Here is a 24302-nt window from a genome sequence, read left to right as displayed (position 1 = left end):
TCGGCTCCTCCAACCGCAACGCCGCACCGTCCGACACGCCCGAACGCGGGCCCGGGCCCGAAGCGGAAGGCCCCCCGGGACGCGGGGCGCAACGGCCGGCCCCGCCCGGTCAGACCCGCTCCTCCGCGGCGGCCGACCCCGGCCACTCCTCGGCGGTCAGCGCGAACCGCTCGTGGTCCCGCCACTCCCCCTGGAGGAACAGCATCCGCGGGGTGAACCCCTCGTGCCGGAAGCCCAGCCGCTTGGCCAGGGCGATCGACCGGTCGTTGTCCGGCTGGACGTTGATCTCCAGCCGGTGCAGCCCGAGCCCGCCCTCCGTCAGCGGGGCGAAGCAGCTGTCCAGGACGAGCCGCAGGCCCTCGGTCATCCGCCCGGTGCCGGCGAACGGCAGGAAGGAGTCGTAGCCGAGCGCGCCGTTGCAGAACCGGCCCATCACGATGTTGGCCACATTGACCTTGCCGACCAGCCCGCCGGTCTCCCGGTCCACGATCAGGAAGGTCCGCAGGGAGGCCCCCTGGCGCCTCATCAGGTCGGGCATCGCGTCCGGCTCCACCGGGTTCCACCGGCCGATGTGCTCGGCGGACCGCCGGACCGCCTCGGCGTACGCCGCCTCGTCCCCGGCCCGCGGGGCCCTGATCGTCACTCGCATCGGCCCATCATCTCGGATGACCATCGGGCATGCGAACGGCCCGCCGCCCGGAGGGAACCGGGCGGCGGGCCGTTCGCATGCGCGCCTCAGGACCGCGGAGGCACCGGAGCAGGACCGGAGCAGGGCTCCGGGGCGGCCCCGACAGGACTACAGCAGGTCCTTGAACTCCTTGGGCAGCTCGAAGTCGGCCGGGCCCTTGCCCGCGCCGAGGCCGAACGCGCCGCCCTCGGCGGGCGGCTGGCCGGGGCCGAGCGCGCGGCGCTCGGCGGCCGCGGCCTCCTCCTGCGCCCGCTTCAGCGGGTTGCCGCTCTTGCGCTTGCCCTTGGCGACCGGGGCCTTCTTGGCGGACTTCTTGCCGCCGCCGCCCATGCCCGGGATGCCCGGCATGCCGGGGACGCCCTTGCCGGACGCCATCGCGGACATCATCTTGCGGGCCTCGAAGAACCGCTCGACCAGGTTCTTCACCTCGCCGACCTGGACGCCCGAACCCTTGGCGATGCGGGCCCGGCGGGAGCCGTTGATCAGCTCCGGCTCGGCGCGCTCGGCCGGGGTCATCGACTTGATGATCGCACCGACGCGGTTGACGTCCTTGTCGTCGATGTTGTTGATCTGATCGCGGATCTGGCCCATCCCCGGCAGCATGCCGAGCAGCTTGGAGATCGAGCCCATCTTCTGGACCTGCTCCAGCTGGGACAGGAAGTCGTCCAGGGTGAACTGCTTCGGGCCGCCGCGCAGCTTGGCGGCGATCTTCTCGGCCTCCTCCTGCGAGAAGGTCTGCTCGGCCTTCTCGATCAGCGAGAGGACGTCACCCATGCCCAGGATGCGCGAGGCCATCCGGTCCGGGTGGAAGGCGTCGAAGTCGTCGACCTTCTCGCCGTTGGAGGCGAACATGATCTGCCGGCCGGTGACGTGCGCGACCGAGAGCGCGGCACCGCCGCGGGCGTCGCCGTCGAGCTTGGAGAGCACCACACCGGTGAAGTCGACGCCTTCGAGGAAGGCCTGCGCGGTGGTGACCGCGTCCTGGCCGATCATCGCGTCGACGACGAACAGGACCTCGTCCGGGTTGACGGCGGCCCGGATGTCGGCGGCCTGCTGCATCAGCTCGGCGTCGATGCCGAGGCGGCCGGCGGTGTCGACGATGACGATGTCGTGCTGCTTCTGCTTGGCGTACTCGATCGAGTCCCGGGCCACCTGGACCGGGTCGCCGACGCCGTTGCCCGGCTGCGGCCCGTAGAACGCGACACCCGCGCGGTCGGCGACGACCTGCAGCTGGTTGACGGCGTTGGGGCGCTGGAGGTCGCAGGCGACCAGCAGCGGGGTGTGCTTCTGCTGCTTCAGCCAGTGGCCGAGCTTGCCGGCCAGGGTGGTCTTACCGGCACCCTGCAGACCGGCGAGCATGATCACCGTCGGGCCGTTCTTGGCGAACCGCACCCTGCGGGTCTCGCCACCGAGGATGGCGATGAGCTCCTCGTTGACGATCTTGATGATCTGCTGGGCCGGGTTCAGCGCGCCGGAGACCTCGGCGCCGAGCGCGCGCTCCTTCACCTGCTTGATGAAGGCCCGGACGACCGGCAGCGCGACGTCCGCCTCCAGCAGCGCGATGCGGATCTCGCGGGCGGTGGCGTCGATGTCCGCCTCACTCAGGCGGCCCTTGCCCCGGAGGTTCTTGAACGTCGCTGCGAGGCGATCGGAAAGGGTGTCGAACACGTCGTCGCGGGTCCTCTGCGGCATCGGTGTGAGTACGGTCGTCGCCCCCAAGGGTATCCGGCCGCCCCGGGGACGGTCTCCACCCGGGTTCGACCGAACTCCGACCGACCCCGTACCCGCCCCCCGACCGGGCCCCCGACCGGACCCCGGCGGGCCTCCCGGACGGCCTCAGCCCAGCGCCGCCCGGACCGCCGCCGCCACCTCCCCGGCCCGCCCCGCGGTGAGCGGACGCCCCGCCGCATCGGTCAGGTAGAACGCGTCCACGGCGTCCGCGCCGAGCGTCGAGACGTGCGCGGTGCGCACCCGTACCCCGGCGCCGTCCAGCGCCCGGCCGATCCGGTGCAGCAGCCCAGGGGCGTCGTGCGCGCGCACCTCCAGCACCGTCGCGCTCGCCGAGGCGACCGGCGGCGCGACCGTCACCACCGGCGGCGGGACGGGGGCGCCGCGCCGGCGCGGGGCCGCCGCGTCGCGCTCGGCCAGTCGGCGGGCGACGTCCAGCGAGCCGTCCAGCGCCCGGCGCAGGTCCGCCCGGAGCCGGGCCGCCTGCGGCAGCTCGCCGAACTCCGCGGCCACCGTCCAGGAGAGCAGCAGCACCGGCCCGGCGCCGACCGGGTCCAGCTCGCGCAGCCCCGCCGAGCGGACCGCCAGCCGGTGCAGGGCCAGCACCCCGGCGACGGTGCCCAGCAGGCCCGGCCGGTCCGGGACGGCCAGCAGCAGCCGCCCGCCCATCGGCCCGCCGCCGGCCGCGTCCGTCTCGCTGCGGGCCGCCAGCGACAGCGCCGGCCCGCCGGTCCTGACCGCCTCCACCGCCAGCCGCTCCTGCTCGGCGGTCGGCTCGGCCTCGACGGGACCGGGGCACCCGCCCGGCGGCCCGGTCAGCCGGGCGGCGGCCCGGGCCGCCAGGCCGTCCACCAGCGCGGCCCGCCAGCCGCTCCACGCGGCCGGGCCGGTGGCCAGGGCGTCCGCCTCGGTCAGCGCCCGCAGCAGCTCCAGCCGGGCCACCGAGCCGACCGCCTTGGTGACGGCCTCCACGGTGGCCGGGTCCTCCGGGTCCCGCCGGGTCGCGGTGTCCACCAGGGTCAGGTGGTGGCGGACCAGTACCGCCAGGGTCTCCACCGACTCCGGGTCGAAGCCCATCCGGGCGGCCAGCCCGCGGACGACCGCCTCGCCCGCCTCGCTGTGGTCGCCCGGGCGGCCCTTGCCGATGTCGTGCAGCAGCGCGGCGACCAGCAGCAGGTCCGGGCGGGCCACCCGGCGGGTCATCGCGGCGGCCCGCACCGCGGTCTCCACCAGGTGCCGGTCCACCGTCCAGCGGTGCACCGCGTTGCGCTGCGGCCGGCAGCGCACCCACTCCCAGTCCGGCAGCAGCCGGGTGATCAGCCCCCGCGCCTCCAGCGCCTCCCAGACCGGCAGACAGGCCTCGCCCGCGCCGAGCAGGGTGACCAGCTGCTCGCGCGCCTCGTCCGGCCAGGGCACCGGCAGCGGACGGCACTCCGCCGCCAGCCGGCGCACCGTCGCGTGGGAGAGGGCGAGGCCGTTCTGGGCGGCCGCCGCGGCGGCGCGCAGCGGCAGTACCGGGTCCGCGGCCGGGCGGGCGCCCCGGGCGAGCACCGCCTCGCCGTCCTGCTCGACCACGCCCTCGGCGAGCGGCCGACGCTCGACCGGGCCCCGGGCGGGCGCGCCCCGGGCCGGCGCGCCGCGCCCGGCGGCGGTGAACGGGAAGCGCCGGGCCGGACGGCGGCCCCGGCCCGAGCGGGCGGCCAGCACCCGCTCCACCGACCGCCAGGCGACGTCGGAGGCGTAGGCGACGGTCCGCGCCGCCCGGTAGACCTCGCGCAGCAGGGCGTCCGCGTCCGGCACGCCCAGCCGCTCGGCGACCTGGTCCTGGTCCTGGAGGGCGAGCCGCTCGGTGGCCCGGCCGGTCACCAGGTGCAGGGCGTCGCGGACGTCCGCCAGCCGGAGCGCGGCGGCGTCCAGCCCCTCCCGGGGCGCGTCGGCCAGCCAGCTCGCGGCGATCGCACCGAGCGTCACGACGTCCCGCAGGCCGCCGCGGGCCTCCTTCAGATCGGGTTCCAGCAGGAAGGACAGCTCGCCGTGCCGCTCGGCCCGCTGCCGGACCAGCTCGCGCAGCTCCGGCAGCCGCCGCGGGGCGCCCGCCCGCCAGTCGGCGAGCACGGCGGAGCGCAGCGCGGCGGTGAGCGCCGGGTCGCCGGCCACGTGCCTGGCGTCCAGCAGGCCGAGCTGCGCCTTCAGGTCGGCGGCGGCCACCGACCTGGCCTCGGCCGGGGTGCGGACGGCGTGGTCGAGCGAGGCGCCGGAGTCCCACACCGGGTACCAGAGGCGCTCGGGCACGGCGGGGTCCAGCCGGCCCTCGTGCAGCAGCAGGACGTCGAGGTCGCTGCGCGGGGAGAGCTCGCCGCGCCCGTAGCCGCCGACCGCGACCACGGCGACCCCGGCGGGGGCGCCGGCCGCGGTGAACAGGCCGGCCAGCCAGGCGTCGGTGAGCGCCGACAGCGCGGTGCGGCGCCCCCGGCCGCCGGGTCCGGGGGCGGCGAGCAGCTCGGCCCGGGCGGCGGCGAGGCCGGCGGGGCCGGGCCGGGGGGCGTCGGGGGCGGTGGCCATCCGGTCGGGCCCTCAGAGGGCGTCGGGGCCGCGTTCGCCGGTGCGGACCCGGACCGCCGTCTCCACCGGGACCGCCCACACCTTGCCGTCGCCGATCTTGCCGGTCCGGGCCGCGTTGACCAGGACGTCGATCAGCGGCTCGGCGTCCTCGTCCTCGACCAGGACCTCCACCCTGACCTTGGGGACCAGGTCCACGGTGTACTCCGCACCCCGGTAGACCTCGGTGTGCCCGCGCTGCCGCCCGTAGCCGCTGGCCTCGGAGACGGTCAGGCCGTGCACGCCGAAGGCCTGCAGCGCGGCCTTCACCTCGTCCAGGCGGTAGGGCTTGATGACGGCGGTGATGAGCTTCATCGGGCGTCCACCTCGGTCTTGTCGATGCTGTCGGCCGCGGCCGCGGTCGCGGACACGGGAGTCACGGGCACGGCCCTCACGGGTACGGCGGCCGCGGCGGCCGTACGGCCGAGGCCGGAGCCCAGCGCGCCGAGGTCGTACGCGGACTCGGCGTGCTCGGCCTGGTCGATGCCGGCGACCTCGACCTCCTCGGCGACCCGGAACCCGATCGCCCGGTCGACCGCCTTGGCCAGCAGCCAGGAGAGCACGAAGGAGTAGACGCCGACCACCGCCACGCCCATCGCCTGCTTGCCCAGCTGCGCCGGCCCGCCGCCGTAGAACAGCCCCTTGGCGCTCTGGCCGACCGTCCCGGTGGCGAACAGGCCGACCAGCAGCGAGCCGATCACCCCGCCGACGGCGTGCACGCCGACCACGTCGAGCGAGTCGTCGAAGCCCCAGCGGTACTTGAGGCTGATCGCGGCCGCGCAGGCGGCGCCGGCGGCCAGGCCGATCGCCACCGCGCCGAGCGGGGAGACCGAGCCGCAGGCCGGGGTGATCGCCACCAGGCCCGCCACCGCGCCGGAGGCGGCGCCCAGCGTGGTGAACGCGCCGTGCCGCAGCCGTTCGTAGACCAGCCAGCCGACCAGCGCGGCACCGGTGGCGACCTGGGTGTTGAGCAGGGCCATCGCCGCCACACCGTTGGCGGCCAGCGCCGAGCCGGCGTTGAAGCCGAACCAGCCGAACCAGAGCAGCCCGGAGCCGAGCATCACCAGCGGCAGCGAGTGCGGGCGCATCGGGTCCTTGCGGAAGCCGATCCGCCTGCCGAGCACCAGGCAGAGCGCCAGGCCCGCGGCGCCGGCGTTGATGTGCACGGCCGTCCCGCCGGCGAAGTCGATCACGCCGTTGCGGTCGCCGAGCCAGCCGCCGCGGCCGCCGTCGAAGAAGAACACCCAGTGGGCGACCGGGAAGTACACCACCGTCGCCCAGAGCGCGATGAACAGGCCCCAGGCCGCGAATCTCGCGCGGTCCGCGACCGCCCCGCTGATCAGCGCCGGGGTGATGACCGCGAACATCAACTGGAAGGCGGAGAACGCCGTCACCGGGATCGTCCCGGTGAGGTCGGTCAGGCCGATGCCGCGCATCCCGAGGAAGTCCAGGTTGCCGATCAGGCCGGCGCCCGCGTCGGGCCCGAAGCTGAGCGAGTAGCCGTAGAGGACCCACAGCACGGTGACGATGCCCAGCGACAGGAAGCTCATCGCCAGCATGTTCAGCGTGCTCTTGGCCCGGACCATCCCCCCGTAGAAGAAGGCCAGCCCCGGGGTCATCACCATGACCAGGGCCGCACTGATGAGTACGAAGGCGGTGTCGCCCGCGCTGAAGCCCTCCGGCATCGGCGTCTCCTCCCGACTGGAGCCGATCCGCACCCGGGTCCCTGTCCCGTGACCCGGTGCGTCGGCGTTGAGCAGGAGCGTGCCGAAGGCTGGTTTCGGCCGATGCGGCCCGGTGTTTCGCCGCCGTGACGAGGGCGACGGCGGGGTTACGCCCGCGTGAACGCGGCACCGACCGTGCCGGCGGCGGCCGGCACGGTCGGTGGGGGGAGTCGCGGTGGAGGCTCAGACCACCGAGACGTATTCGGGGATGTCCTGGACGACCCGCTCCTTGAGCCGGCTGACCGCGTCCACGCCCTTGAACCGGGCGGCGGCGGCCTCGGTGGTCTTGCGGACCCGCGAGTTGAGCCGCTCGGAGCGGACCTTGGTGGCGATGTCCACGGCCTGCTCGGCGAAGACCGCGGCCTCCTCCGGCTCGTTCTGCAGCAGGTGCACGCTGGCCATGCCGACCAGGTTGAAGGCGTACGAGCGCACGTGGTCGCCGTCCTGCCGGAACAGGTCGACCGCGCGTTCCATCACCGGCGCCGACATCGAGGCGTAGAGCTCCGAGTTGTCCGAGTGGTAGGCGAGGTCGCGGAAGGAGTGCGCGTTCTCGGCGTTCAGCTCGGCCGGTGAGAAGAACTTCAGCCAGTCCGGATCGCCGTCGCCCTCGCGGATGTCGGTGAAGGTGTCCTCGGCCAGCCGGATCGCCCGGGCGCACCGGTTCACCTCTCCGATCGTGGCGTACGCGCGCGCCTCCATCGCGTAGAGCAGGGACTGCTGGCGCGGGGTGGCGGTGTCCCGGCTGCCGTACTGGGCGAGGTGGATCAGCTCCAGCGCGTCCTCGCCCCGGTTGAGGTGGATCATCTGCCGGCTCATGTCGGTGAGGATCAGCGCGCCGAACGGGCGGTCGCCGGCCTCCTTGGCGGCGTGCAGCGCCAGCACGTAGTACTTCTGCGCACTGGGGTGCATGCCGACGTCGTAGGACATCCAGCCGGCCAGGTGGGCCAGCTCGGCGGTGAGCCGGAACAGCCGCTTGGTGGTCTGCTCGGGGTAGGTCTCCTGGAGCAGGTCGGTGACCTCGTGGAGCTGGCCGACCACGGCCTTGCGGCGCAGGCCGCCGCCGTTCTGCGCGTCCCACTGGCGGAACATGACGGTGGTCTGCTCCAGCAGTTCCAGCTCGGGCTCGGAGAGCCGGCCGGTGAACGGCTCGCCGCCGTTGGCCGCGGTCAGGATCGGGGTGGGGGCGCCGGTCGGGCCGGGCGCCAGCCAGCGCTGCATCGGCTCGATCAGCGCGGCACCGGCGGTCAGCGCGAGCGAGGTGCCCAGGAAGCCGCGCCGGTTGAGCATGAGGTCGCTGCGCGAGTAGTCGCTGATCAGCTGGACGGTCTGCGGCGCGCTCCACGGCAGGTCGACGCCGCCGCCCACGGTGGAGACCGGCACGGCGGCGCGCAGGCCGAGGTCCTCGATCGAGACCACCGAGCCGAACCGCTCGGAGAACAGCTCGGACATGATCTTCGGGATCGGCTCGCGCGGCTGCTCGCCGTCGAGCCAGCGCCGCACCCGCGAGGTGTCCGTGGAGACGTGGTGGGCCCCGATCTGCCGGGCCCGGCGGTTGACCTGGCGGGCCAACTCCCCCTTGGACCAACCGCTGCGGGCGAACCACGTGGTCAGCTTCTCGTTGGGTTGCTTCTCTGCCATGGGTCCGTCCCCATCCCGCCCGGGCCCCGGGGCCCCGATCGTGACCGCCCGACGGTTGCGGGCTCTTACCAGACGTGTCGTACCGGACTGCGGCGCTGCCGCCGCAGACGGACCGTCAGTTCCCCAACTCCCGGCCCGCCACGGCCCGGAGCGGACTCCCCGACGAGGGTCCGTGTGCTGAACGTAACGCCCCGCACACCGCCCCGGGGAGCGGCCCTGGCGAAACGCCACCTTTCGCCACCCCCAGGAGTGAACCGAACCGCGCCGGCAGGCGGTTCACTAGGAAGTCCCGACGGTCCGGCATATGCGGGCCGCCAAGTCCCCGACGGCACCCGGCTTTTCAGGCGAACCGCCGCCGCCGCAGGCGGACTTCGCACCCGCACCGACCGACGGCCCTCCCGGGCACAGACGATCCGGCATCGGCACCGCCGACCACAAGGCGGCGCACGAGGCGCACCAGGGCAACTGGCGCACACCGCGCGCTGCGCGCCGCCACCGCACCACGCACCACGCACAGGAAAAACAACACACAGTCACCGTCCCGTAACCATCGGCAACGAGATCCTGTTGGGGGAGGCATGGACAACCTGTTCGGCGTACTTCGACTGGGGCACCTGCGGCGGGCGCCGCTGGGCGCGCGCCACCGCACCCGCGCCACCGCGAGCCAGGCTGCCGCGGAGTACACCGGCCGTTGGGGCTGGGCCGTCGTCGTCGGCGAGCCGGCCCGCACCGCCACCACCCCGGACCGCTGCCACTGCGGCACGCCGCGCTGCGCCGCCCCCGGACTGCACCCCGTCCCCGGCGCCGGACCGGCCGCCCGTCCCGGCGCCGACGTCTCGGTGCTCTTTCCCACCGGCCGCGCCTTCGACGTCCTCGACGTGCCCGAGCAGGCCGGCCTCCAGGCCCTGGTCCGGCTGGAGCGGATGGGCACCCAGGTGGGCCCGGTGCTCGCCGCGCCCACCGGGCGGCTGCAGTTCCTGGTCGCGCCGGGCACCGCCCGCCGGCTGCCGGACCTGCTCTACCGGATGGGCTGGGACGACGCCGCCCTCGACCTCATCTGCCACGGCGAGGGCAGCTTCGTCGCCGCGCCGCCGACCGTGCTCGCCGGCCTCGGCCCGGTCCGCTGGCTGCGCCGCCCCACCCGCGACAACGCCGGCTGTCCCCCCGAGGCCCGCCTGCTGCTCGGCACCCTCGCCTACGCCTGCCACCGCGGCCGCGAACGCACCCGCGAACCCGCCTGGATCGCCTGACCGTGTTCTCGGCGGCTCGCCTCCGGCGGGTGCCCGGGGCGGGCGGGGCGCTCCCGGACATGCCGAAGGGCCCGCCCCTCGCGGGAGCGGACCCTTCACCGGTGGCACCGGGGGTGGTGCTCAGTCCCCGATGAGCGCGTCCACGAACGCGCCCGGCTCGAACGGCGCCAGGTCGTCGGCGCCCTCGCCGAGACCGATCAGCTTGACCGGCACGCCCAGCTCACGCTGGACGGCCACCACGATGCCGCCCTTGGCGGTGCCGTCCAGCTTGGTCAGCACGATGCCGGTGATGTCGACCACCTCGGCGAAGACCCGGGCCTGGATCAGCCCGTTCTGACCGGTGGTGGCGTCCAGCACCAGCAGCACCTCGTCCACCGGGCCGTGCTTCTCGACGACCCGCTTGACCTTGCCCAGCTCGTCCATCAGGCCGGTCTTGGTGTGCAGTCGCCCGGCGGTGTCCACCAGCACGGTGTCCGCGCCCTCGGCGATGCCCTCCTTGACCGCGTCGAAGGCGATCGACGCCGGGTCGCCGCCCTCGGGCCCGCGCACGGTGCGCGCGCCGACCCGCTCGCCCCAGGTCTGCAGCTGGTCGGCGGCGGCGGCGCGGAAGGTGTCGGCCGCGCCGAGCACCACCTTGCGGCCGTCGGCGACCAGGACCCGGGCCAGCTTGCCGGTGGTGGTGGTCTTGCCGACGCCGTTGACGCCGACGACCAGGACGACCGCGGGGCCCTCCTCGTGCTTGGTGGAGCGCACGGTGCGGTCGGAGTCCTTGCCGATCAGCTCGACGAGTTCCTCGCGCAGCAGGCCGCGCAGCTCGTCCGGGGTGCGGGTGCCGAGCACCTTGACCCGGGTGCGCAGCCGCTCGACCAGCTCCTGGGTGGGGGCGACGCCGACGTCGGCGGTCAGCAGGGTCTCCTCGATCTCCTCCCAGGTGTCCTCGTCCAGGTGCTCGCGGGAGAGCAGCGAGAGCAGGCCCTTCCCGAGCGAGTTCTGCGAACGGGAGAGCCGCGAGCGCAGCCGGACCAGGCGGCCGGCGGTGGGCTCGGGGACCTCGATGGCGGGGGCCTCTTCGACCGTCTCGGGGACGGTCTCGGGGACGGCCGCGACCTGGGCCTCGGCTTCGGCCTCGGCCTCGGGGAGCCGGACCTCCTCGACGGTGCGGCGCGGTTCCTCGGTCGGCGGCGCGGCCTCCTCGCCGACGGCGGGCTCGCGCGGGGTCGGGGGCGCCGTGATGACCGGCGCCTGCGACTTCGGGGGCAGCTGCTGGCGTCGTCTGCCGGAAACGACGAGTCCGGCGATCGCGCCTACGGCGACCACCGCGATGACTACGGCAAGAATCACGTATTCCATAACCCCATCAGTATCCGCGACACCGGTCCGCGTGAACCGCAGGCGGTGGTGTGGATCACCGACGGGTCAGGGCCGCCGCTCCTTCCGGTCCTCCCGCAGCCGCTGGCTGATCACCTGCGAGATGCCGTCGCCCTTCATGGTCACCCCGTACAGGGCGTCGGCGGATTCCATGGTCAGCTTCTGGTGGGTGATGACGATCAGCTGGGAGCTCTCCCGCAGCTCCTCCATGATCGCGATCAGCCGGCGCAGGTTGGTCTCGTCCAGCGCCGCCTCGACCTCGTCCATGACGTAGAACGGGCTGGGCCTGGCCTTGAAGATCGAGACCAGCAGCGCCACCGCGGTCAGCGAGCGCTCGCCGCCGGAGAGCAGCGACAGCCGCTTGACCTTCTTGCCGGGCGGGCGGGCCTCCACGTCGACGCCGGTGGTCAGCATGGACTCCGGGTCGGTGAGCACCAACCGGCCCTCGCCGCCCGGGAACAACCGGGCGAACACGCCCTCGAACTGCGCGGCGGTGTCGTGGTAGGCGGCGGTGAACAGCTGCTCGACCCGCTGGTCGACGTCCTTGACGATGTCGAGCAGGTCGCGCCGGCTGCGCTTGAGGTCGTCCAGTTGCTCGCCGAGGAAGGTGTGCCGCTCCTCCAGGGCGGCGAACTCCTCCAGCGCCAGCGGGTTGACCTTGCCCAGCTGCTGGTACGCCCGCTCGGCCGCTCGCAGCCGCTTCTCCTGCTCGGCGCGGACGTAGGGGCTCGGCTCGCCCGGCTCCTGCCCCTCCTCCGGCGTGGACGGCGGGACGGGCTGGTCCGGCCCGTAGGAGGCCAGCAGCTCGGAGCCCTCGATGCCGAACTCCTCCAGCGCCCGGCTCTCCAGCTGTTCGATCCGCAGCCGCTTCTCGGCCCGCAGCACCTCGTCCCGGTGGCCGGCGTCGACCAGCTTGTCCAGCTCGTCCTTGAGCGCACGCCCGTGCTCGCGGTGCTCCTTCAGCTCCGCCTCGCGCGCCGCCCGCGCCTGTTCGACGGCGGCCCGTTCGGCGTCCGCGCGGGCCAGCGAGACCTCCAGGCAGGCGAGCAGCTGCCGCGCGCCGGCGGCGACGGCGCGTGCGACGGCGGCCTCGTGCTCGGCGCGCCGGCGGCGCTCGGCCGCCCGGGCGCGCGCCTCGCGCTCGGCGCGGGCGGCCCAGTCCAGCTGCTCGGCCCGGCCGGCCAGGGCGCGGACCCGCTCCTCGTGGGTGCGCACCGCGAGCCGGGCCTCCAGTTCGGTCTGCCGGGCGGCGGTGGCGGCCCCGGCCAGCCGCTGCTGCTCGGCGGCGTCCGGCTCGTCCTCGCCGTCGGCGGCGCTCTCCTCGGCGACGGCCAGGCGCTCGGCCAGTTCCTCGGCGGTGGCGAGCAGTTGGGCCAGCCCGTCCTCGGCCCGGCCGGCGGCGGCGGTCAGCCGTTCGGCCTCGCCGGCGGCGGCCCTGGACTGTCCGCCGAGCCGGCCCAGGGTGCCCGCGACCTCGGCCCGCTCGCGTTCCAGCTGCCGCCGCCGGACGGCGAGTTGCTCCAGCTCGGCGGCCGACTCCCGGCGCCGCTCGGTGAGTTCGGCCAGCCGCCCGGCCGACTCGGCGCAGCGGACGTCGAGTCCGGCGATCGCCCGGGCGGCCTCGTCCACCGCGGCCTGGGTCTCCAGCAGACTGGGCGCGCCGCCCGAGCCGCCGTGCGCGAAGCCGGCGCCGAGCCGGTCGCCCTCGGCCGTGACGGCGCTCAGCGCGGGGTGTGCGGCGACAAACCGCAGGGCCTCGTCGAGGGTGTCCACCACCGCGACGCCGGCCAGCAGCCGGCCGACGGCGGCCCGCAGTCCGTCCGGTCCGTCCGGTGCGTCGACCAGGTCGGCGGCCCAGCGGGCACCGGGCGGCAACTCCTCCGCCGGGCCGGCCGGTTCGGGGGCGCCCGCGATCAGCAGGGCGGCTCGGCCCGCGTCCTCCTTGCGCAGCAGCCGCAGCGCCTCGGCGGCGGTGTGGGTCGAGTCGACGGCCACCGCGTCGGCGGCGGCGCCGAGGGCGGCGGCGACGGCGGTCTCGTGGCCGGGGGCGATCCGCAGCAGCGCGGCGGCCGGTCCGAGCAGCCCGGCCAGCCGGTCCCCGGCGGCGATCAGGGCGCCGCTGCCGTCCTTGCGGCGCAGACCGAGCGCGAGCGCCTCGTGCCGGGCGGTCAGCGCGGCCCGCTCGCGCTCGGCGGCGCCGGCGGCCTCGCGCGCGGCGGTGAGCTCCCGCTCCACGGCGGCGAGCCGTTCCCGGGCGCTCTCGTGCGCGGTGTCGGTCCGCTCGCCGTCCTCGGTGTCGGCGTCGACCCTGGTCCGCAGGTCCTCGTACTCCTGCCGGGCGGCCTCGGCGCGTTGCAGCGCCTCGTCGCGGGCCTCGGCGAGCCGGCCGATCTCGGCCTCGGCGGCGGCGGCCTTGGAGCGGGCGGCGGCGGCCTGCCCCTGGAGCCGGGCCAGTCCCTCGCGGCGGTCGGCGATGGCCCGGGCGGCGTCCTTGAGCCGGCGCTCCTCGGCGGCGAGGGCGCGTTCCAGTTCCGCCTTGGTGTCGACGGCCTCGTCGAGCGCCTCCTGGGCCTGTTCCAGCGCGGCGGCCAGCGCGGCCTCCTCCTCCCGGACCCGTTCGGCCTCGTGCTCCAGCTCCTCTGGGTCCCGGCCACGCGGCTCCTCGGCCTGCCCGCCGGCGGCGGCGTGCCGGACCCTGGCCTCGGCGAGCCCGATGGTGCCCCGGGTGCGCTCGGCCAGCGCGGAGAGCCGGTACCAGGTCTGCCGGGCGGCCTCCAGCCCCGGGCCGAGCTGCTGGACCTGCGCCTCCAGCACGGCCTCGCGCCCGATCGCCCGGCCGAGCTCCTGCTCGACGGTGGAGCGGCGCAGCCGCAGCGCCAGCTCGTCGGCGATCTCCGCCTCGACGGCGGTGCGCAGCGCGCGCAGGTCGTCGGCGAGCAGCCGCAGCCGGGCGTCGCGCAGGTCGGCCTGGATGCCGGCGGCGCGCCGGGCGATCCGGGCCTGCCGGCCGAGCGGGCCGAGCTGGCGGCGCAGCTCGGCCACCAGGTCCTGGACGCGGTTGAGGTTGACCTGCATCGCGTCCAGCTTGCGCAACGCCTTCTCCTTGCGCTTGCGGTGCTTGAGGACGCCGGCCGCCTCCTCGATGAAGGCGCGCCGGCCCATCGGGTCGGCGTGCAGGACGGAGTCGAGCTGTCCCTGGCCGACGATGACGTGCATCTCGCGGCCGATGCCGGAGTCGGAGAGCAGTTCCTGGATGTCCAGCAGGCGGCAGGTGTCGCCGTTGAGCGCGTACTCGCTGCCGCCGTTGCGGAACATCGTCCGGGTGATGGTCACCTCGGAGTACTCGATCGGCAGGGCGCCGTCGGTGTTGTCGATGGTGAGGCTGACCTCGGCGCGGCCGAGCGGGGCGCGCCCGCTGGTCCCGGCGAAGATGACGTCCTCCATCTTTCCGCCGCGCAGCGACTTGGCGCCCTGCTCCCCCATCACCCAGGAGAGCGCGTCGACGACGTTGGACTTGCCGGAGCCGTTGGGCCCGACCACGCAGGTGATGCCGGGCTCGAAGCGGAGGGTGGTGGCCGAGGCGAAGGACTTGAACCCGCGCAGCGTCAGACTCTTCAGGTGCACGCGCCGGTCTCCTCACCTCGCTCACCAGGGGCTCCAGCGGTGACTGTATCCCCCGGCGGCCCGGCGGCCCCGCCCCGGACACGGCACGGGGCGGACAAGGGGCGGACACGACGAAGGGACGCCACACGGGGCGTCCCTTGCAAGCTGCGTCCCTTTCGGGGCGGCTCAGTGCACAGCGGCGTCGATCGAGGGGGGATCGGGCGGGACTCAGGTGAGAGCCGGCTCCCGCTGATCCAGATCGATGCTGTTGAGCAGCGAGTGCTCGCCAGCGACAGCGGTGAGTGCGTCGTTCTCAGCCTGCATCCGAAGGAGCTCGGCTTCGAGGTCCTGGACGCGCTGCTGCAGCCGTCGCATCTCGGAGAGCATTCGCGGGTCGGGGCCGCCGACGTACCCGAGAAGCGCCTTTGCCATGATGAATGGTCCTCCACGCTGAGTGACCGAACCGGAACGGTACAGGTCTAGGGGGAAGGGGGACGCACGCGCGGCGCGCACCGGCAGTGCTGGCTGGGCACTACGGCACAACCACCATGAGCTGGGCTCACGGGGGCGTGCGCCTACCGGAATGACGCGGTCGTGTGCGCGGGCTTCCAGCGTCTCACCAAAGACGGTACGGGTCAACACGATCACCGCACGCTACCGCGCCCCTGTCACCTGCCTGGCGGTGTTGTCACGCCGGACGGTCGCGAAGGGGGGTCCACCACCTGCTCGTGGATCATCGTTCGATGCGGAGTCAACCACGAGTCTGCCCGGATGGCAACCGTACGACACCGCCGGTTGCCGATCGTTTTCCGGCGACCTGTTCCGGCCCCGCCCCGGGCCCGTCCGGCGGGCGGCGGTCAGCGGATCTCGAAGGTCCCGTACCCGGTCCCGACGGCGGTCCAGATCTCGGTCACCCCGCTGACCCGGCCCGGCGTGTCCGGGCCCCGGAGCAGCGCGAGCAGCCGCTCGCAGTCCGGGGCGAGGCCCTCGGCCACCACCTGCACCCGGCCGTCGCCGAGGTTGCTCGCATAGCCGGTCAGCCCGATCTCCAGCGCCCGCGCCCTGGTCCACCAGCGGAAGCCGACCTGCTGGACCTTGCCGCGCACCCAGGCGGTGACCCGGACCGGCTCGTCACTGTGGGCGTCGCGACCGTGCATGCCCCCGACCCTATCCGCCCCGGCGACGGCGCGCGTCACGGGCCGGACGGGGGTCGTTCCTCAGAGCGGGCCGCTCAGGGAGGCCAGCCCGGCCAGCGTCTTGAGCTGCCCGGACGCCACCCGCACGGCCACGGTCGAGCCGTCCGCGAACCGCAGCCCCACCCGCCGGGTGTCCGCGCGGCGGCGGACGTCCGGGGACTTGCGGAGGCGGAACGGGCCGAGGTCGGCCAGGTGCTCGGCGCACACCGCGCCGTGCCGCTTGAGCAGCAGCGTCCGGCGGTCGGTGACGGCCAGCAGCACGAAGCCGAAGGTGGCCGAGCCGCGCGAGATCTCGGCCTCCCGGGCGGTGGCGGCGAACCGGCCCGCGGCGCTCGCCCAGCCGCCCCGCACCGGGGGCGTGAGCAGCCGCCCGCCGAAGAACACCGTGGTCAGGCCGGCCAGGGCCAGCAGGCCCTCGGGGTCCAGCAGCTCGAACCCGCCCTCGACCGCGAACTCCACGCCGGTGCCCACGTCGCGCTTGTGCCGCCGGTAGCGCTTCGGCGGCCGCACGACCAGCGCGCTGAGCCGGACCTCGACCAGCCCGAACAGTTCCTCCCCCGCCCGCAGCCACTGCTCGGCCAACGCCCGGTCCGGTGCCACTCCCCCGCCTCCTCCGACGACGCCCGCTCCCCCGGACAGACCACGGCCCCCGCCGGTCGCCCGGCGGGGGCCGTGGGCCGATCATCGCATCGGCGGGTGGTGCGGGACAGGGTCAGAAACCGCCACCGAAGTCGCCACCGCCACCGAAGTCCCCGCCGCCGTCGAAACCGCCGAAGTCGGAGGAGTCGAAGTCGGCGCCCGAGTAGTCGCCGCCGTCGTAGCCGGCGCCCGCGTCGACGGGGCCGGCCGCGTAGGCCGGGGTGGCCATCATCGAGCCGAGCATGGTGCCGACCAGCAGCCCCGGCAGCAGTCCGCCGCCGCCGAAGCCTCCGAAGTAGCCGCCCGCCCAGGGGCCGTAGGCCGGGCCGGCGTTCCAGTACGGCTGCGGGCCGTGCTCGGTCGGGACGGTCCGGATGTCCGGGGCCCGGCCGGCCGCCAGCCGGTCGGCGTCGGCCCGGCAGGCCGGGACGGAGCGGGCGGCGCCGCCCTCCGGGGACCACTCGGCGTCCAGCACGGACGGGCCGTGCCGCGGGTCGAAGAAGCACGGCGGCCGGCGCTCCGGCAGCGCGCGCCGCTCCCGCCGGGCGGCCAGGGTGGCCAGCGCGAACCGGCCGTCCTCCAGCGCCTCGGTGACCGGCTTCACGTCCTCCGGCCCCTTGGCCCCGTCCATCAGCCGCTTGGCCTTCTCGTAGGAGTCCAGCGCATGGGTGTAGTCGCCGCGCTGCACGTCGTCGGCGTCCGGCGCGGAGGGGACGAAGTCGAGCCGGTCCAGCTCCTCGCCGTAGGCGGTGATGTCCTCGTCGACCACCTGGCGCAGTTGCGCCAGGTCGGCCCGGCGCTGCTCCTCCTTCTTCTGCCTGGCCCGGCGGAACAGCAGGAAGACGCCGCTGCCGGCGAGCGCCAGCAGGGCCAGCGGGACGACCACCGCGGCGGTGGAGACGCCACCCTGGTCGCTGCTCACGCCGTGCCCCTTGATCTGCGGGGCGGCGGTGTCCACGAAGTCGTTCAGGGTGGCGTCGATGTCACCGGGGTGGGAGCGGAAGGAGGCGCCGGCGATCCGCTCGGCGCTCGCGCTGGGCAGCGCGGCCTTGTCGGAGCGGGCCTGGAACTGGTCGCCGCGCCAGACCGCGTAGGTGCCGGTGATGCCGACCTTGGTGCGCAGGTCCTCGAAGACGGTCCTGGCGCCGTACGGGTCGGCGGCCGGAACCACCGCCACGAAGATCGGCTTGTCCGCCTTACGGATCTTCTCGGTCAGGGCGTCGGCCTGCCCCTGGTCGAACCGGCCCGCCATCGCCGGGTCGACGTACACCCGGCCCTGCTTCAGCGCGGCGGACGCCTCGTCGAGACCGCCGGCCGCCGAGGCCGCCGGTGCCAGCAGGAGCAGCAGCCCGAGCAGCGCCGCCACCAGGGCCAGCGGCCCGGCGCCCCGGGAACGTCGTCGTGCAAGGGTTCTCATGTCTCGACGCTACCCCGGACGACCCCTTTACCGGGCATACCGGCCGGGTACGGCCGGACCGGGCACCCCCACCGTCCGCCGGGGTGGGCCCCCTTCTCCGGGATGATCTTCCGCCCGGCCGTCCCTGAGGCCTCCCCGGTGCGGGAACCCGGTGGGCGGCCCCGCGCGTACCTCCCGGCGGACGCCGGAGCGGACCGGCCGCTCGGGCAGCGTGTCCAGACCGTACCGCGCGACCGGGCATAGTGGTGGCCGTACCGCCGCCCCATGACCATCTCTTGACCATCCAGTCCCACCCCTCCTGATCGGAGCTCCGCGTGTTGATCGGCCTCGTCACCGCTGTGGCGGCCTCCGCCTGCTACGGCACCGGTTCGGTGCTCCAGGCCGTCGGCTCCCGGCGCTCGGCCCGTGAGGAGGCCGCCAAGGGCGGCGGCTCCGCCGGCACCACGGCGCACGGCGGGCCCAGCCTGGCCTCCACCGCCAAGGCCGCCGTGACCTGGGAGTTCATCCTCGGCACGGTGCTGGACTTCATCGGCTTCGGACTCGGTGCGCTGGCCGCCCGGCTGCTGCCGCTGTTCCTCTCCCAGACGATCATCAGCGCCAACCTGGTGATCACCGCGGTGCTCTCGATCAAGCTGCTCGGCATCCGGCTCAAGCAGCTGGAGTGGGCCTCGATCGGCGTGCTCTGCTCGGCGCTGGTGCTGCTCGCGGTCTCCGCCGGACCCGAGGGCGGCCACCACGCCGCGATGGCCTTCCACTGGTGGCTGCTGGCGATCACCACCGTGCTGCTCGTCGGCGGCAGCCTGCTGGTGCGCCGGATGGGCTCCAACGGCGCGATCGTGGCCGGTCTGCTCTCCGGCCTCGGCTTCGGCGCGCTCGGCGTCGGCGTGCGCATCCTCAACGGCGTCGAGCCCTTCGACCTGGCCGAGCTGCTCGCCGACCCGGCCCTGTACGCGATCCTGGTCGGCGGCATCGGCGGCATGTACGTGCACACCGTGGCCCTGCAGATCGGCTCGGTGAACGGCGCCACCGCCGCCCTGGTGGTCGGCGAGACGGTGCTGCCCGGCGCGGCCGGCGTGCTGTGGCTCGGCGACTCCTCCAAGGCCGGACTGGGCTGGCTCGGCGTGCTCGGCTTCCTGATCGCGGTGGTCGCGGCGGTCGGCGTCGCCTACTTCGGCCAGGACACCCACGGCGGACTGCCGGAGGCCGTCCCGGCCGAACCGGAGCTCGCGAAGGGCTGAGGCCCGCGGGTCACCGCGCGCGCGGCACCCGCTGGCAGCGGGGGCAGAAGTAACTGGAGCGGTTCATCCAGGGCGCCCGCCGCAGCGCGGTGCCGCAGCGCCGGCAGGGCTCGTGCTCCCGGCCGTAGGCGTCCAGGTCACGGGAGAAGTAGCCGCTCTCGCCGTTCACATTGACGTACAGGCTGTCGAAGCTGGTGCCGCCGACGGCCAGCGCCGCCGTCATCACGTCGCGGGCGTTGGCCAGCAGCAGCAGCGCCTGCGGGCGGGTCAGCGTCGCGGTCGGCCGGTCGTAGTGCAGCCGGGAGCGCCACAGCGCCTCGTCGGCGTAGATGTTGCCGACCCCGCTGATCAGCGTCTGGTCCAGCAGCGCCCGCTTGACCGTGGTGCGCCGGGCCCGCAGCGCGGCCGCGAAGGCGGCATCGTCGAACCGGGGGTCGAGCGGGTCGCGGGCGATGTGCGCGATGGAGAGCGGGGTGCCCTCGGGGTCGCCGTCCTCGGCCTCCTCGACCGCCAGCCCGCCGAAGGTCCGCTGGTCGACGAAGCGCAGCTCGCGCCCGCCGTCGGTGAACCGCAGCCGCACCCGCAGGTGGGTCTCGTCCGGCACCGCGGGGTCCTGGACGAGCAGTTGGCCGCTCATGCCGAGGTGGCCGATCAGTGAGAAGCCCTCGCCGGCCCCGGACAGCGGCACCCAGAGGTACTTGCCGCGGCGCTGCGCCGCGCCGAGGGTGGTGCCGGTGAGCCGGGCCGTGAAGTCCGCGGCGCCGGCCGGCTGGCGGCGCACCGCGCGCGGGTGCAGCACCTCCACGCCGGCGACGGTCCGCCCGGCGACCCAGTTCGCCAGACCGCGGCGGACGACCTCGACCTCGGGAAGTTCGGGCACGGGAACACGCCTCCAGCGGAACGGACTCGGCTCTGCAGGAGGAAGGCTACTGCGTGGTCAGGCGCCGCTCGGCAGGCGGTCGGCGTACTTCTCCTTGATCGCCCGCCAGGCGCTCTCCGCGGCCTTCTGCTCGGCTTCCTTCTTCGAGCGGCCGACGCCGCTGCCGAAGTCCTCGCCGGCCACCCGGGCCGCTGCGGTGAAGGTCTTCTCGTGGTCCGGACCGGACTCCTCGACCACGTACTCCGGCACTCCGATGCCCACCGAGGCGGTGAGCTCCTGGAGGCTGGTCTTCCAGTCCAGGCCGGCGCCCAGCTGAGAGGATTCCTCGATCAGCGGGTCGAACAGCCGGTGGACGAACTCGGTGGCGGCGTCCAGGCCCCGGTCGAGGTAGACGGCCCCGATGACCGCCTCGACCGTGTCGGCGAGGATCGACGACTTGTCGCGGCCGCCGGTGCCCTCCTCGCCCTTGCCGAGCCGGATGAACGTGCCCAGTTCCAGGCCGCGGCCGACATCGGCGAGCGCGCGCGAGTTGACCACCGCGGCGCGCAGTTTGGCGAGCGTGCCCTCCGGGACGTCCGGGTGGACGCGGTAGAGGGTGTCGGTCACCACCAGGCCCAGCACCGAGTCGCCGAGGAACTCCAGGCGCTCGTTGGTGGGCAGACCACCGTTCTCGTACGCGTACGAGCGGTGGGTCAGGGCACGCACCAGAAGGGCGCGCTCGAGCGTGTACCCGAGGCGCCCTTCCAGGACGTCGTATTCGGTCGAAGCCGGCCCGCCGGCCTTGCCACCGCCCGAAGGAGTCTTCGGAGCCGTGGTCGCCTTGCGGGAGGAGTTACCGTCCGACATCGATCCGTGCACCCCGCCGATCAGACCGAGAGGACCTGGCGACGGTTGTACGTGCCGCAGCTGGGGCACGCGATGTGCGCCAGCTTCGGCTCGTGGCAGCGGTCGCACGCCACGAGGGCCGGGGCAACGGCCTTCCAGTTGGACCGGCGGTGGCGCGTGTTGCTGCGCGACATCTTCCGCTTCGGAACAGCCACGGCTACTTCTCCTGGTTCTCGGCGAGACCCTCACGGGTGTCGCTGTTCTTGATTCCGTCACCCTCGTCGCCGTGGGCGGCGGAGAGTCCCTGCAGAGCCGCCCACCGGGGGTCGGCGGCATCGTGGTGGTGCGCCGGGTCGTCACTCAGGCGCGCTCCGCACTCGGAGCACAGGCCCAGGCAGTCTTCCTGGCACACCGGCTGCAGCGGCAGTGCGAGCACCACCGCGTCACGCAGCACCGGCTGGAGGTCGAAGTAGTCGCCCTCCAGGCGGTAAGTCTCTTCCTCCGAGTCCTCTTCGAGGTCCTCGGACCCGGCGGTCCGGGCGCGGTGACGCTCGTCGGACTCCGGGTAGTAGTACAGCTCCTGGAAGTCCACGTCGAGGTCGAACTCGACGGGCTCCAGGCACCGGACGCATTCGCCCTCGACCCGGGTCTCGGCGGTGCCGGTGACCAGCACGCCCTCGACCACGGACTCCAGGCGGAGCTCCAGCGCGATCCCGCTCTTCTCCGGGACGCCGATCACATCGATGATCCCGAGGCCCTCGGGGGCCTCCAGGGTCCGGGTCACCCTGCGCAGCGCACCCGGACGACGGCCCAGCTCGTGCGTGTCGAACACGAGGGGGTCGCGGTGGTCGAGGCGGTTCAAGGTGTCCTGACTTCCTGGGGGGGTACCGGTTGCGCGGCGCTGCTCGTCGGAGGAATGCGCGGGCAGACCGACGGCCCGACACGGAGAGGCCGGAGTGGTCAGACTACCCGAGTCTCCCGCCAGGCCCAACTTCGCGCCGAGGGCCTACCGGCCGCCCAGCTCCCGCAGCCTGGTCATGTCGATCATGCTGGTGTCGAAGAAGCTGGTCTCGTCCAGCCCGGCCTGGGACTGCTGCGGCACCGGCGCCGGGGGGTGGGCGGGCTGCTGCGGGTAACCGTAGCCGCCGCCGTACTGCTGCTGCTCCGGGTAGCCCTGCGGCTGGGGCGGGTAGCCGTAGCCGGGCTGCTGCCCCTGCTGCTGCTGTTCCTGCTGCTGATAACCGTACTGACCCCCGTAGGGGTCCGCGGCCTGGCCACCGGCCGGGTCGAAGCCGCCGCCGTACACCTCGGCGTACTGGGCGCCGCCCTGCTGCGCGGCCGCGTACTGGTCCGTGCCCGGCGCCTGCCAGCCGGCCGCCGCCGGGGCCTGCTCCGGCCAGGTCTGCTGCTGCGGCACCTCCTCGCGGTACCAGGCCAGCTCGCTGCCGTCCGCGTCGGCGGCGAAGCCGGCCGCGACCGCCTCGGCCCGCTCCTTGGCCTGCTGCGCCTCGTCGGCGGCGGCCAGGTAGGCGCCGAGCTCGTCGATCGGCCGCTTGCCGGTCAGCTTGTCACGGCCCTTGCCGACGGCCTCCAGGGTCGCGCCGAGCACGTTCTCCAGGGTGGCGAGCTTCACATCGACGTACTCGTCGACCTCGGGGCTGGGGCTGATCCGCTGCGGCTGGAACTCCTCGCCGTCGGTCTCGCCCTCGTACTCGGTCTCGAAGACGCTCGCGTCGCCGCGCAGCTTGGTGCGGCCGCGGCCGACCGCGCCGAGGGTCTTGGTGAGCACGACCTCGAAGTTGGCCAGCTTGCTGTCGACGTAGTCGTCGGCCTCGGCGCGCTTGGTCTCGGTCTCGGCGCGGGCCTCGGCCAGGATCCGGTCCGCCTCCGCCTGGGCACGGCGGACCACCTCGGTGTCGGAGATCAGCGAACCGCGCTCGGCGTGCGCGCCCTGGATGATCCGGTCTGCCTCGGCCTGGGCGCCGGCGACCATCGACTCGTGGTCGGCCATCACCGACTGCGCCTGGGCCAGCTCGGCGGGCAGCGCCGCCCGGAGCTCCTGGAGCAGGCCGATCAGCTCGGCACGGTTCACCACGCAGGAGGCCGACATGGGCATCGAGCGGGCGTTCTCGACGGCCGCCACGATCTCGTCGACCTTGTTCTGCACGTCCACGGGGCTTCGTCTTTCCGTGTGCCGCCGAGGTCCGGCGGAGGCAGCGCCCGGCGCGGTGGACGTCACCGCAGGGCAGGAATACAGACTGTACGGCCACTGCCGGGCGAGGTCACAACGCCCGGACACGGCCGTCTCCCCGCCCCTCGGGCAAACCGTGATGAACCGGCAGAAACGGACGCCCGGTCACCCCGGGCCCGGCTACTGCTGGGCGCGCCGCTCGGCGATCCGCTCGACCAGCCGGCGGTGCACCGTCTCCGGCAGCAGGTGCGAGACGTCGCCGCCGTACGAGGCGACCTCCTTCACCAGCGTGGAGGAGAGGAAGCTGTACGTCGGCGAGGTCGGCACGAAGAGCGTCTCGACGCCGGTCAGGCCGTGGTTCATCTGGGCCATCTGCAGCTCGTAGTCGAAGTCGCTGACCGCGCGCAGGCCCTTGATGATCGCCGGGATGTCCCGCTCCCGGCAGAAGTCCACCAGCAGGCCCAGGTGCGACTCGACCACCACGTTGCCGTACTGGGCGGTGGTCTCCTCGATCAGCGCGATCCGCTCCTCGATGCTGAACATGCCCTGCTTGTTGCGGTTGATCAGCACCGCGACGTGCACCACGTCGTACAGCTTCGAGGCCCGCTCGATGATGTCGAGGTGACCGTTGGTGATCGGGTCGAAGGACCCGGGGCAGACGGCGCGGCGCATGGCGTGTGTGCTCCCTCGTGGGGTGACGGGAATCCTGCGGGCCCTGGCCCGCTAGGGGTGTCGGGTCTCGGCGGCGGCGCGACCGTACCAGAGCGTGCCCTCGCCGTAGCGGCGGGAGCGCAGCACCTCGAAGCCCTCCGGCCAGCCGAACTCGCCGCCACGGGTGCTGCGCTCCACGGTGACGAGTGCGTCCTCCGCGAGCCAGCCCCCAGCTGACAGTGTGATCAGCATCTCGCGCACCTCGTCGTCGGTGACGACGTACGGCGGGTCGAGGAACACCAGGTCGTACGGGGCCTCCGGGGCGGGCCCGGCGATCACCTTCTCCGCCCGGGCGGCCTTCACCAGCGCGCCCGGCAGGCCGATCGTCCGGACGTTCTCCCTGATCACCCGGGCCGCCTGGGCGTCCGCCTCGACCAGCAGCACGTGCTCGGCGCCGCGCGAGAGCGCCTCCAGGCCGACCGCACCCGATCCGCCGAACAGGTCCAGCATCCGGGCGCCGCGCAGGGGGGCGCCGCGCAGCGCCTCCAGGGTGGAGAACATCGCCTCGCGGGCCTTGTCGGAGGTCGGGCGGGTGCCCCGGCCGGGCGGTACGGCCAGCCGGCGGCCGCCGGCCGCCCCGGCGATCACGCGGGTCATGGTGGTGGGAG

21 protein-coding genes are annotated in these 24302 nt (G+C 74.3%); 2 read left to right on the top strand and 19 right to left on the bottom strand.

Annotation, left to right across the window (positions count from 1 at the left end; all coding sequences use genetic code 11):
- Positions 1 to 109 precede the first annotated feature (109 nt).
- From ACFZBX_RS31510 to ACFZBX_RS31485, 6 genes are all read right to left on the bottom strand, one after another.
- Positions 110 to 649, bottom strand: a complete 540-nt coding sequence (locus ACFZBX_RS31510) for a GNAT family N-acetyltransferase (RefSeq protein ID WP_391537216.1) — start codon at positions 647 to 649, stop codon at positions 110 to 112.
- 147 nt (positions 650 to 796) lie between these two features.
- Positions 797 to 2356 carry a signal recognition particle protein gene (gene ffh, locus ACFZBX_RS31505; protein WP_391537247.1) on the bottom strand — a complete coding sequence of 520 codons (1560 nt, stop codon included), beginning with the start codon at positions 2354 to 2356 and terminating at the stop codon, positions 797 to 799.
- A gap of 168 nt (positions 2357 to 2524) precedes the next feature.
- A complete protein-coding gene (locus ACFZBX_RS31500; RefSeq protein WP_391537215.1) occupies positions 2525 to 4978 on the bottom strand; it encodes a [protein-PII] uridylyltransferase in 2454 nt (817 codons plus the stop codon).
- Between the two features lie 12 nt (positions 4979 to 4990).
- Positions 4991 to 5329, bottom strand: a complete 339-nt coding sequence (locus tag ACFZBX_RS31495; protein ID WP_380285260.1) for a P-II family nitrogen regulator — start codon at positions 5327 to 5329, stop codon at positions 4991 to 4993.
- Positions 5326 to 6699 carry an ammonium transporter gene (locus ACFZBX_RS31490; RefSeq protein ID WP_391537214.1) on the bottom strand — a complete coding sequence of 458 codons (1374 nt, stop codon included), beginning with the start codon at positions 6697 to 6699 and terminating at the stop codon, positions 5326 to 5328. The genes ACFZBX_RS31495 and ACFZBX_RS31490 overlap by 4 nt, the downstream gene beginning before the upstream one ends.
- 222 nt (positions 6700 to 6921) lie before the next feature.
- Positions 6922 to 8376 (bottom strand): hypothetical protein, encoded by a 1455-nt coding sequence (locus ACFZBX_RS31485; RefSeq protein WP_380759442.1) that lies wholly within the window; start codon positions 8374 to 8376, stop codon positions 6922 to 6924.
- Positions 8377 to 8954: 578 nt separating this feature from the next.
- On the opposite strand from ACFZBX_RS31485, the gene ACFZBX_RS31480 reads away from it, so the two are divergent.
- The gene (locus ACFZBX_RS31480; RefSeq protein ID WP_391537213.1) at positions 8955 to 9626 is read left to right on the top strand and encodes a bifunctional DNA primase/polymerase; all 672 of its coding nucleotides are present in this window, start codon (positions 8955 to 8957) and stop codon (positions 9624 to 9626) included.
- 120 nt (positions 9627 to 9746) lie between these two features.
- Here ACFZBX_RS31480 and ftsY read toward each other — a convergent pair whose 3' ends face one another.
- The 6 genes from ftsY to ACFZBX_RS31450 form a co-directional block, all read right to left on the bottom strand.
- Complete coding sequence (ftsY, locus tag ACFZBX_RS31475; protein WP_391537212.1) at positions 9747 to 10976, bottom strand: signal recognition particle-docking protein FtsY; 1230 nt, start codon at positions 10974 to 10976, stop codon at positions 9747 to 9749.
- Positions 10977 to 11042: 66 nt separating this feature from the next.
- Positions 11043 to 14618: a chromosome segregation protein SMC gene (gene smc, locus ACFZBX_RS31470; protein WP_391537211.1), complete on the bottom strand. Its 3576-nt coding sequence runs from the start codon at positions 14616 to 14618 to the stop codon at positions 11043 to 11045.
- 207 nt (positions 14619 to 14825) lie between these two features.
- Positions 14826 to 15029 carry a hypothetical protein gene (locus ACFZBX_RS31465; protein WP_270143783.1) on the bottom strand — a complete coding sequence of 68 codons (204 nt, stop codon included), beginning with the start codon at positions 15027 to 15029 and terminating at the stop codon, positions 14826 to 14828.
- Positions 15030 to 15454: 425 nt separating this feature from the next.
- A complete protein-coding gene (locus tag ACFZBX_RS31460) occupies positions 15455 to 15754 on the bottom strand; it encodes an acylphosphatase (RefSeq protein WP_380759450.1) in 300 nt (99 codons plus the stop codon).
- Positions 15755 to 15814: 60 nt separating this feature from the next.
- The gene (locus ACFZBX_RS31455; protein WP_391537210.1) at positions 15815 to 16393 is read right to left on the bottom strand and encodes a hypothetical protein; all 579 of its coding nucleotides are present in this window, start codon (positions 16391 to 16393) and stop codon (positions 15815 to 15817) included.
- A 112-nt stretch (positions 16394 to 16505) separates the two neighbouring features.
- Positions 16506 to 17849 carry a hypothetical protein gene (locus tag ACFZBX_RS31450; protein ID WP_391537209.1) on the bottom strand — a complete coding sequence of 448 codons (1344 nt, stop codon included), beginning with the start codon at positions 17847 to 17849 and terminating at the stop codon, positions 16506 to 16508.
- Between the two features lie 314 nt (positions 17850 to 18163).
- On the opposite strand from ACFZBX_RS31450, the gene ACFZBX_RS31445 reads away from it, so the two are divergent.
- Positions 18164 to 19087 carry a hypothetical protein gene (locus ACFZBX_RS31445; RefSeq protein ID WP_391537208.1) on the top strand — a complete coding sequence of 308 codons (924 nt, stop codon included), beginning with the start codon at positions 18164 to 18166 and terminating at the stop codon, positions 19085 to 19087.
- A gap of 10 nt (positions 19088 to 19097) precedes the next feature.
- On the opposite strand, the gene mutM is transcribed toward ACFZBX_RS31445, so the two are convergent.
- The 7 genes from mutM to rsmD all read right to left on the bottom strand — a co-directional run bounded on the left by mutM (position 19098) and on the right by rsmD (position 24291).
- Positions 19098 to 19967 (bottom strand): bifunctional DNA-formamidopyrimidine glycosylase/DNA-(apurinic or apyrimidinic site) lyase, encoded by an 870-nt coding sequence (mutM, locus tag ACFZBX_RS31440; protein WP_391537207.1) that lies wholly within the window; start codon positions 19965 to 19967, stop codon positions 19098 to 19100.
- A 57-nt stretch (positions 19968 to 20024) separates the two neighbouring features.
- Complete coding sequence (gene rnc / locus ACFZBX_RS31435; protein WP_391537206.1) at positions 20025 to 20813, bottom strand: ribonuclease III; 789 nt, start codon at positions 20811 to 20813, stop codon at positions 20025 to 20027.
- A gap of 20 nt (positions 20814 to 20833) precedes the next feature.
- Entirely contained in the window at positions 20834 to 21007 is a 174-nt protein-coding gene (gene rpmF, locus ACFZBX_RS31430; protein WP_030275709.1) for a 50S ribosomal protein L32, read from the bottom strand.
- Positions 21008 to 21009: 2 nt separating this feature from the next.
- On the bottom strand, positions 21010 to 21654 hold the full coding sequence (locus ACFZBX_RS31425; RefSeq protein WP_391537205.1) for a YceD family protein: 645 nt from the start codon (positions 21652 to 21654) through the stop codon (positions 21010 to 21012).
- 144 nt (positions 21655 to 21798) lie between these two features.
- Positions 21799 to 22965 (bottom strand): ATP synthase F0 subunit B, encoded by a 1167-nt coding sequence (locus ACFZBX_RS31420; RefSeq protein WP_391537204.1) that lies wholly within the window; start codon positions 22963 to 22965, stop codon positions 21799 to 21801.
- Between the two features lie 198 nt (positions 22966 to 23163).
- Positions 23164 to 23655 carry a pantetheine-phosphate adenylyltransferase gene (gene coaD, locus ACFZBX_RS31415; RefSeq protein ID WP_380759465.1) on the bottom strand — a complete coding sequence of 164 codons (492 nt, stop codon included), beginning with the start codon at positions 23653 to 23655 and terminating at the stop codon, positions 23164 to 23166.
- Positions 23656 to 23706: 51 nt separating this feature from the next.
- Positions 23707 to 24291, bottom strand: coding sequence for a 16S rRNA (guanine(966)-N(2))-methyltransferase RsmD (gene rsmD / locus ACFZBX_RS31410; RefSeq protein WP_391537203.1), 585 nt, complete (start codon positions 24289 to 24291; stop codon positions 23707 to 23709).
- Positions 24292 to 24302 lie beyond the last annotated feature (11 nt).

This window comes from Kitasatospora sp. NPDC008115 (genome assembly GCF_042957205.1).
Lineage (GTDB): Bacteria > Actinomycetota > Actinomycetes > Streptomycetales > Streptomycetaceae > Kitasatospora.
Note: the sequence above shows the minus strand (reverse complement) of the source record. Positions and strands in the feature narration are given on the sequence as shown.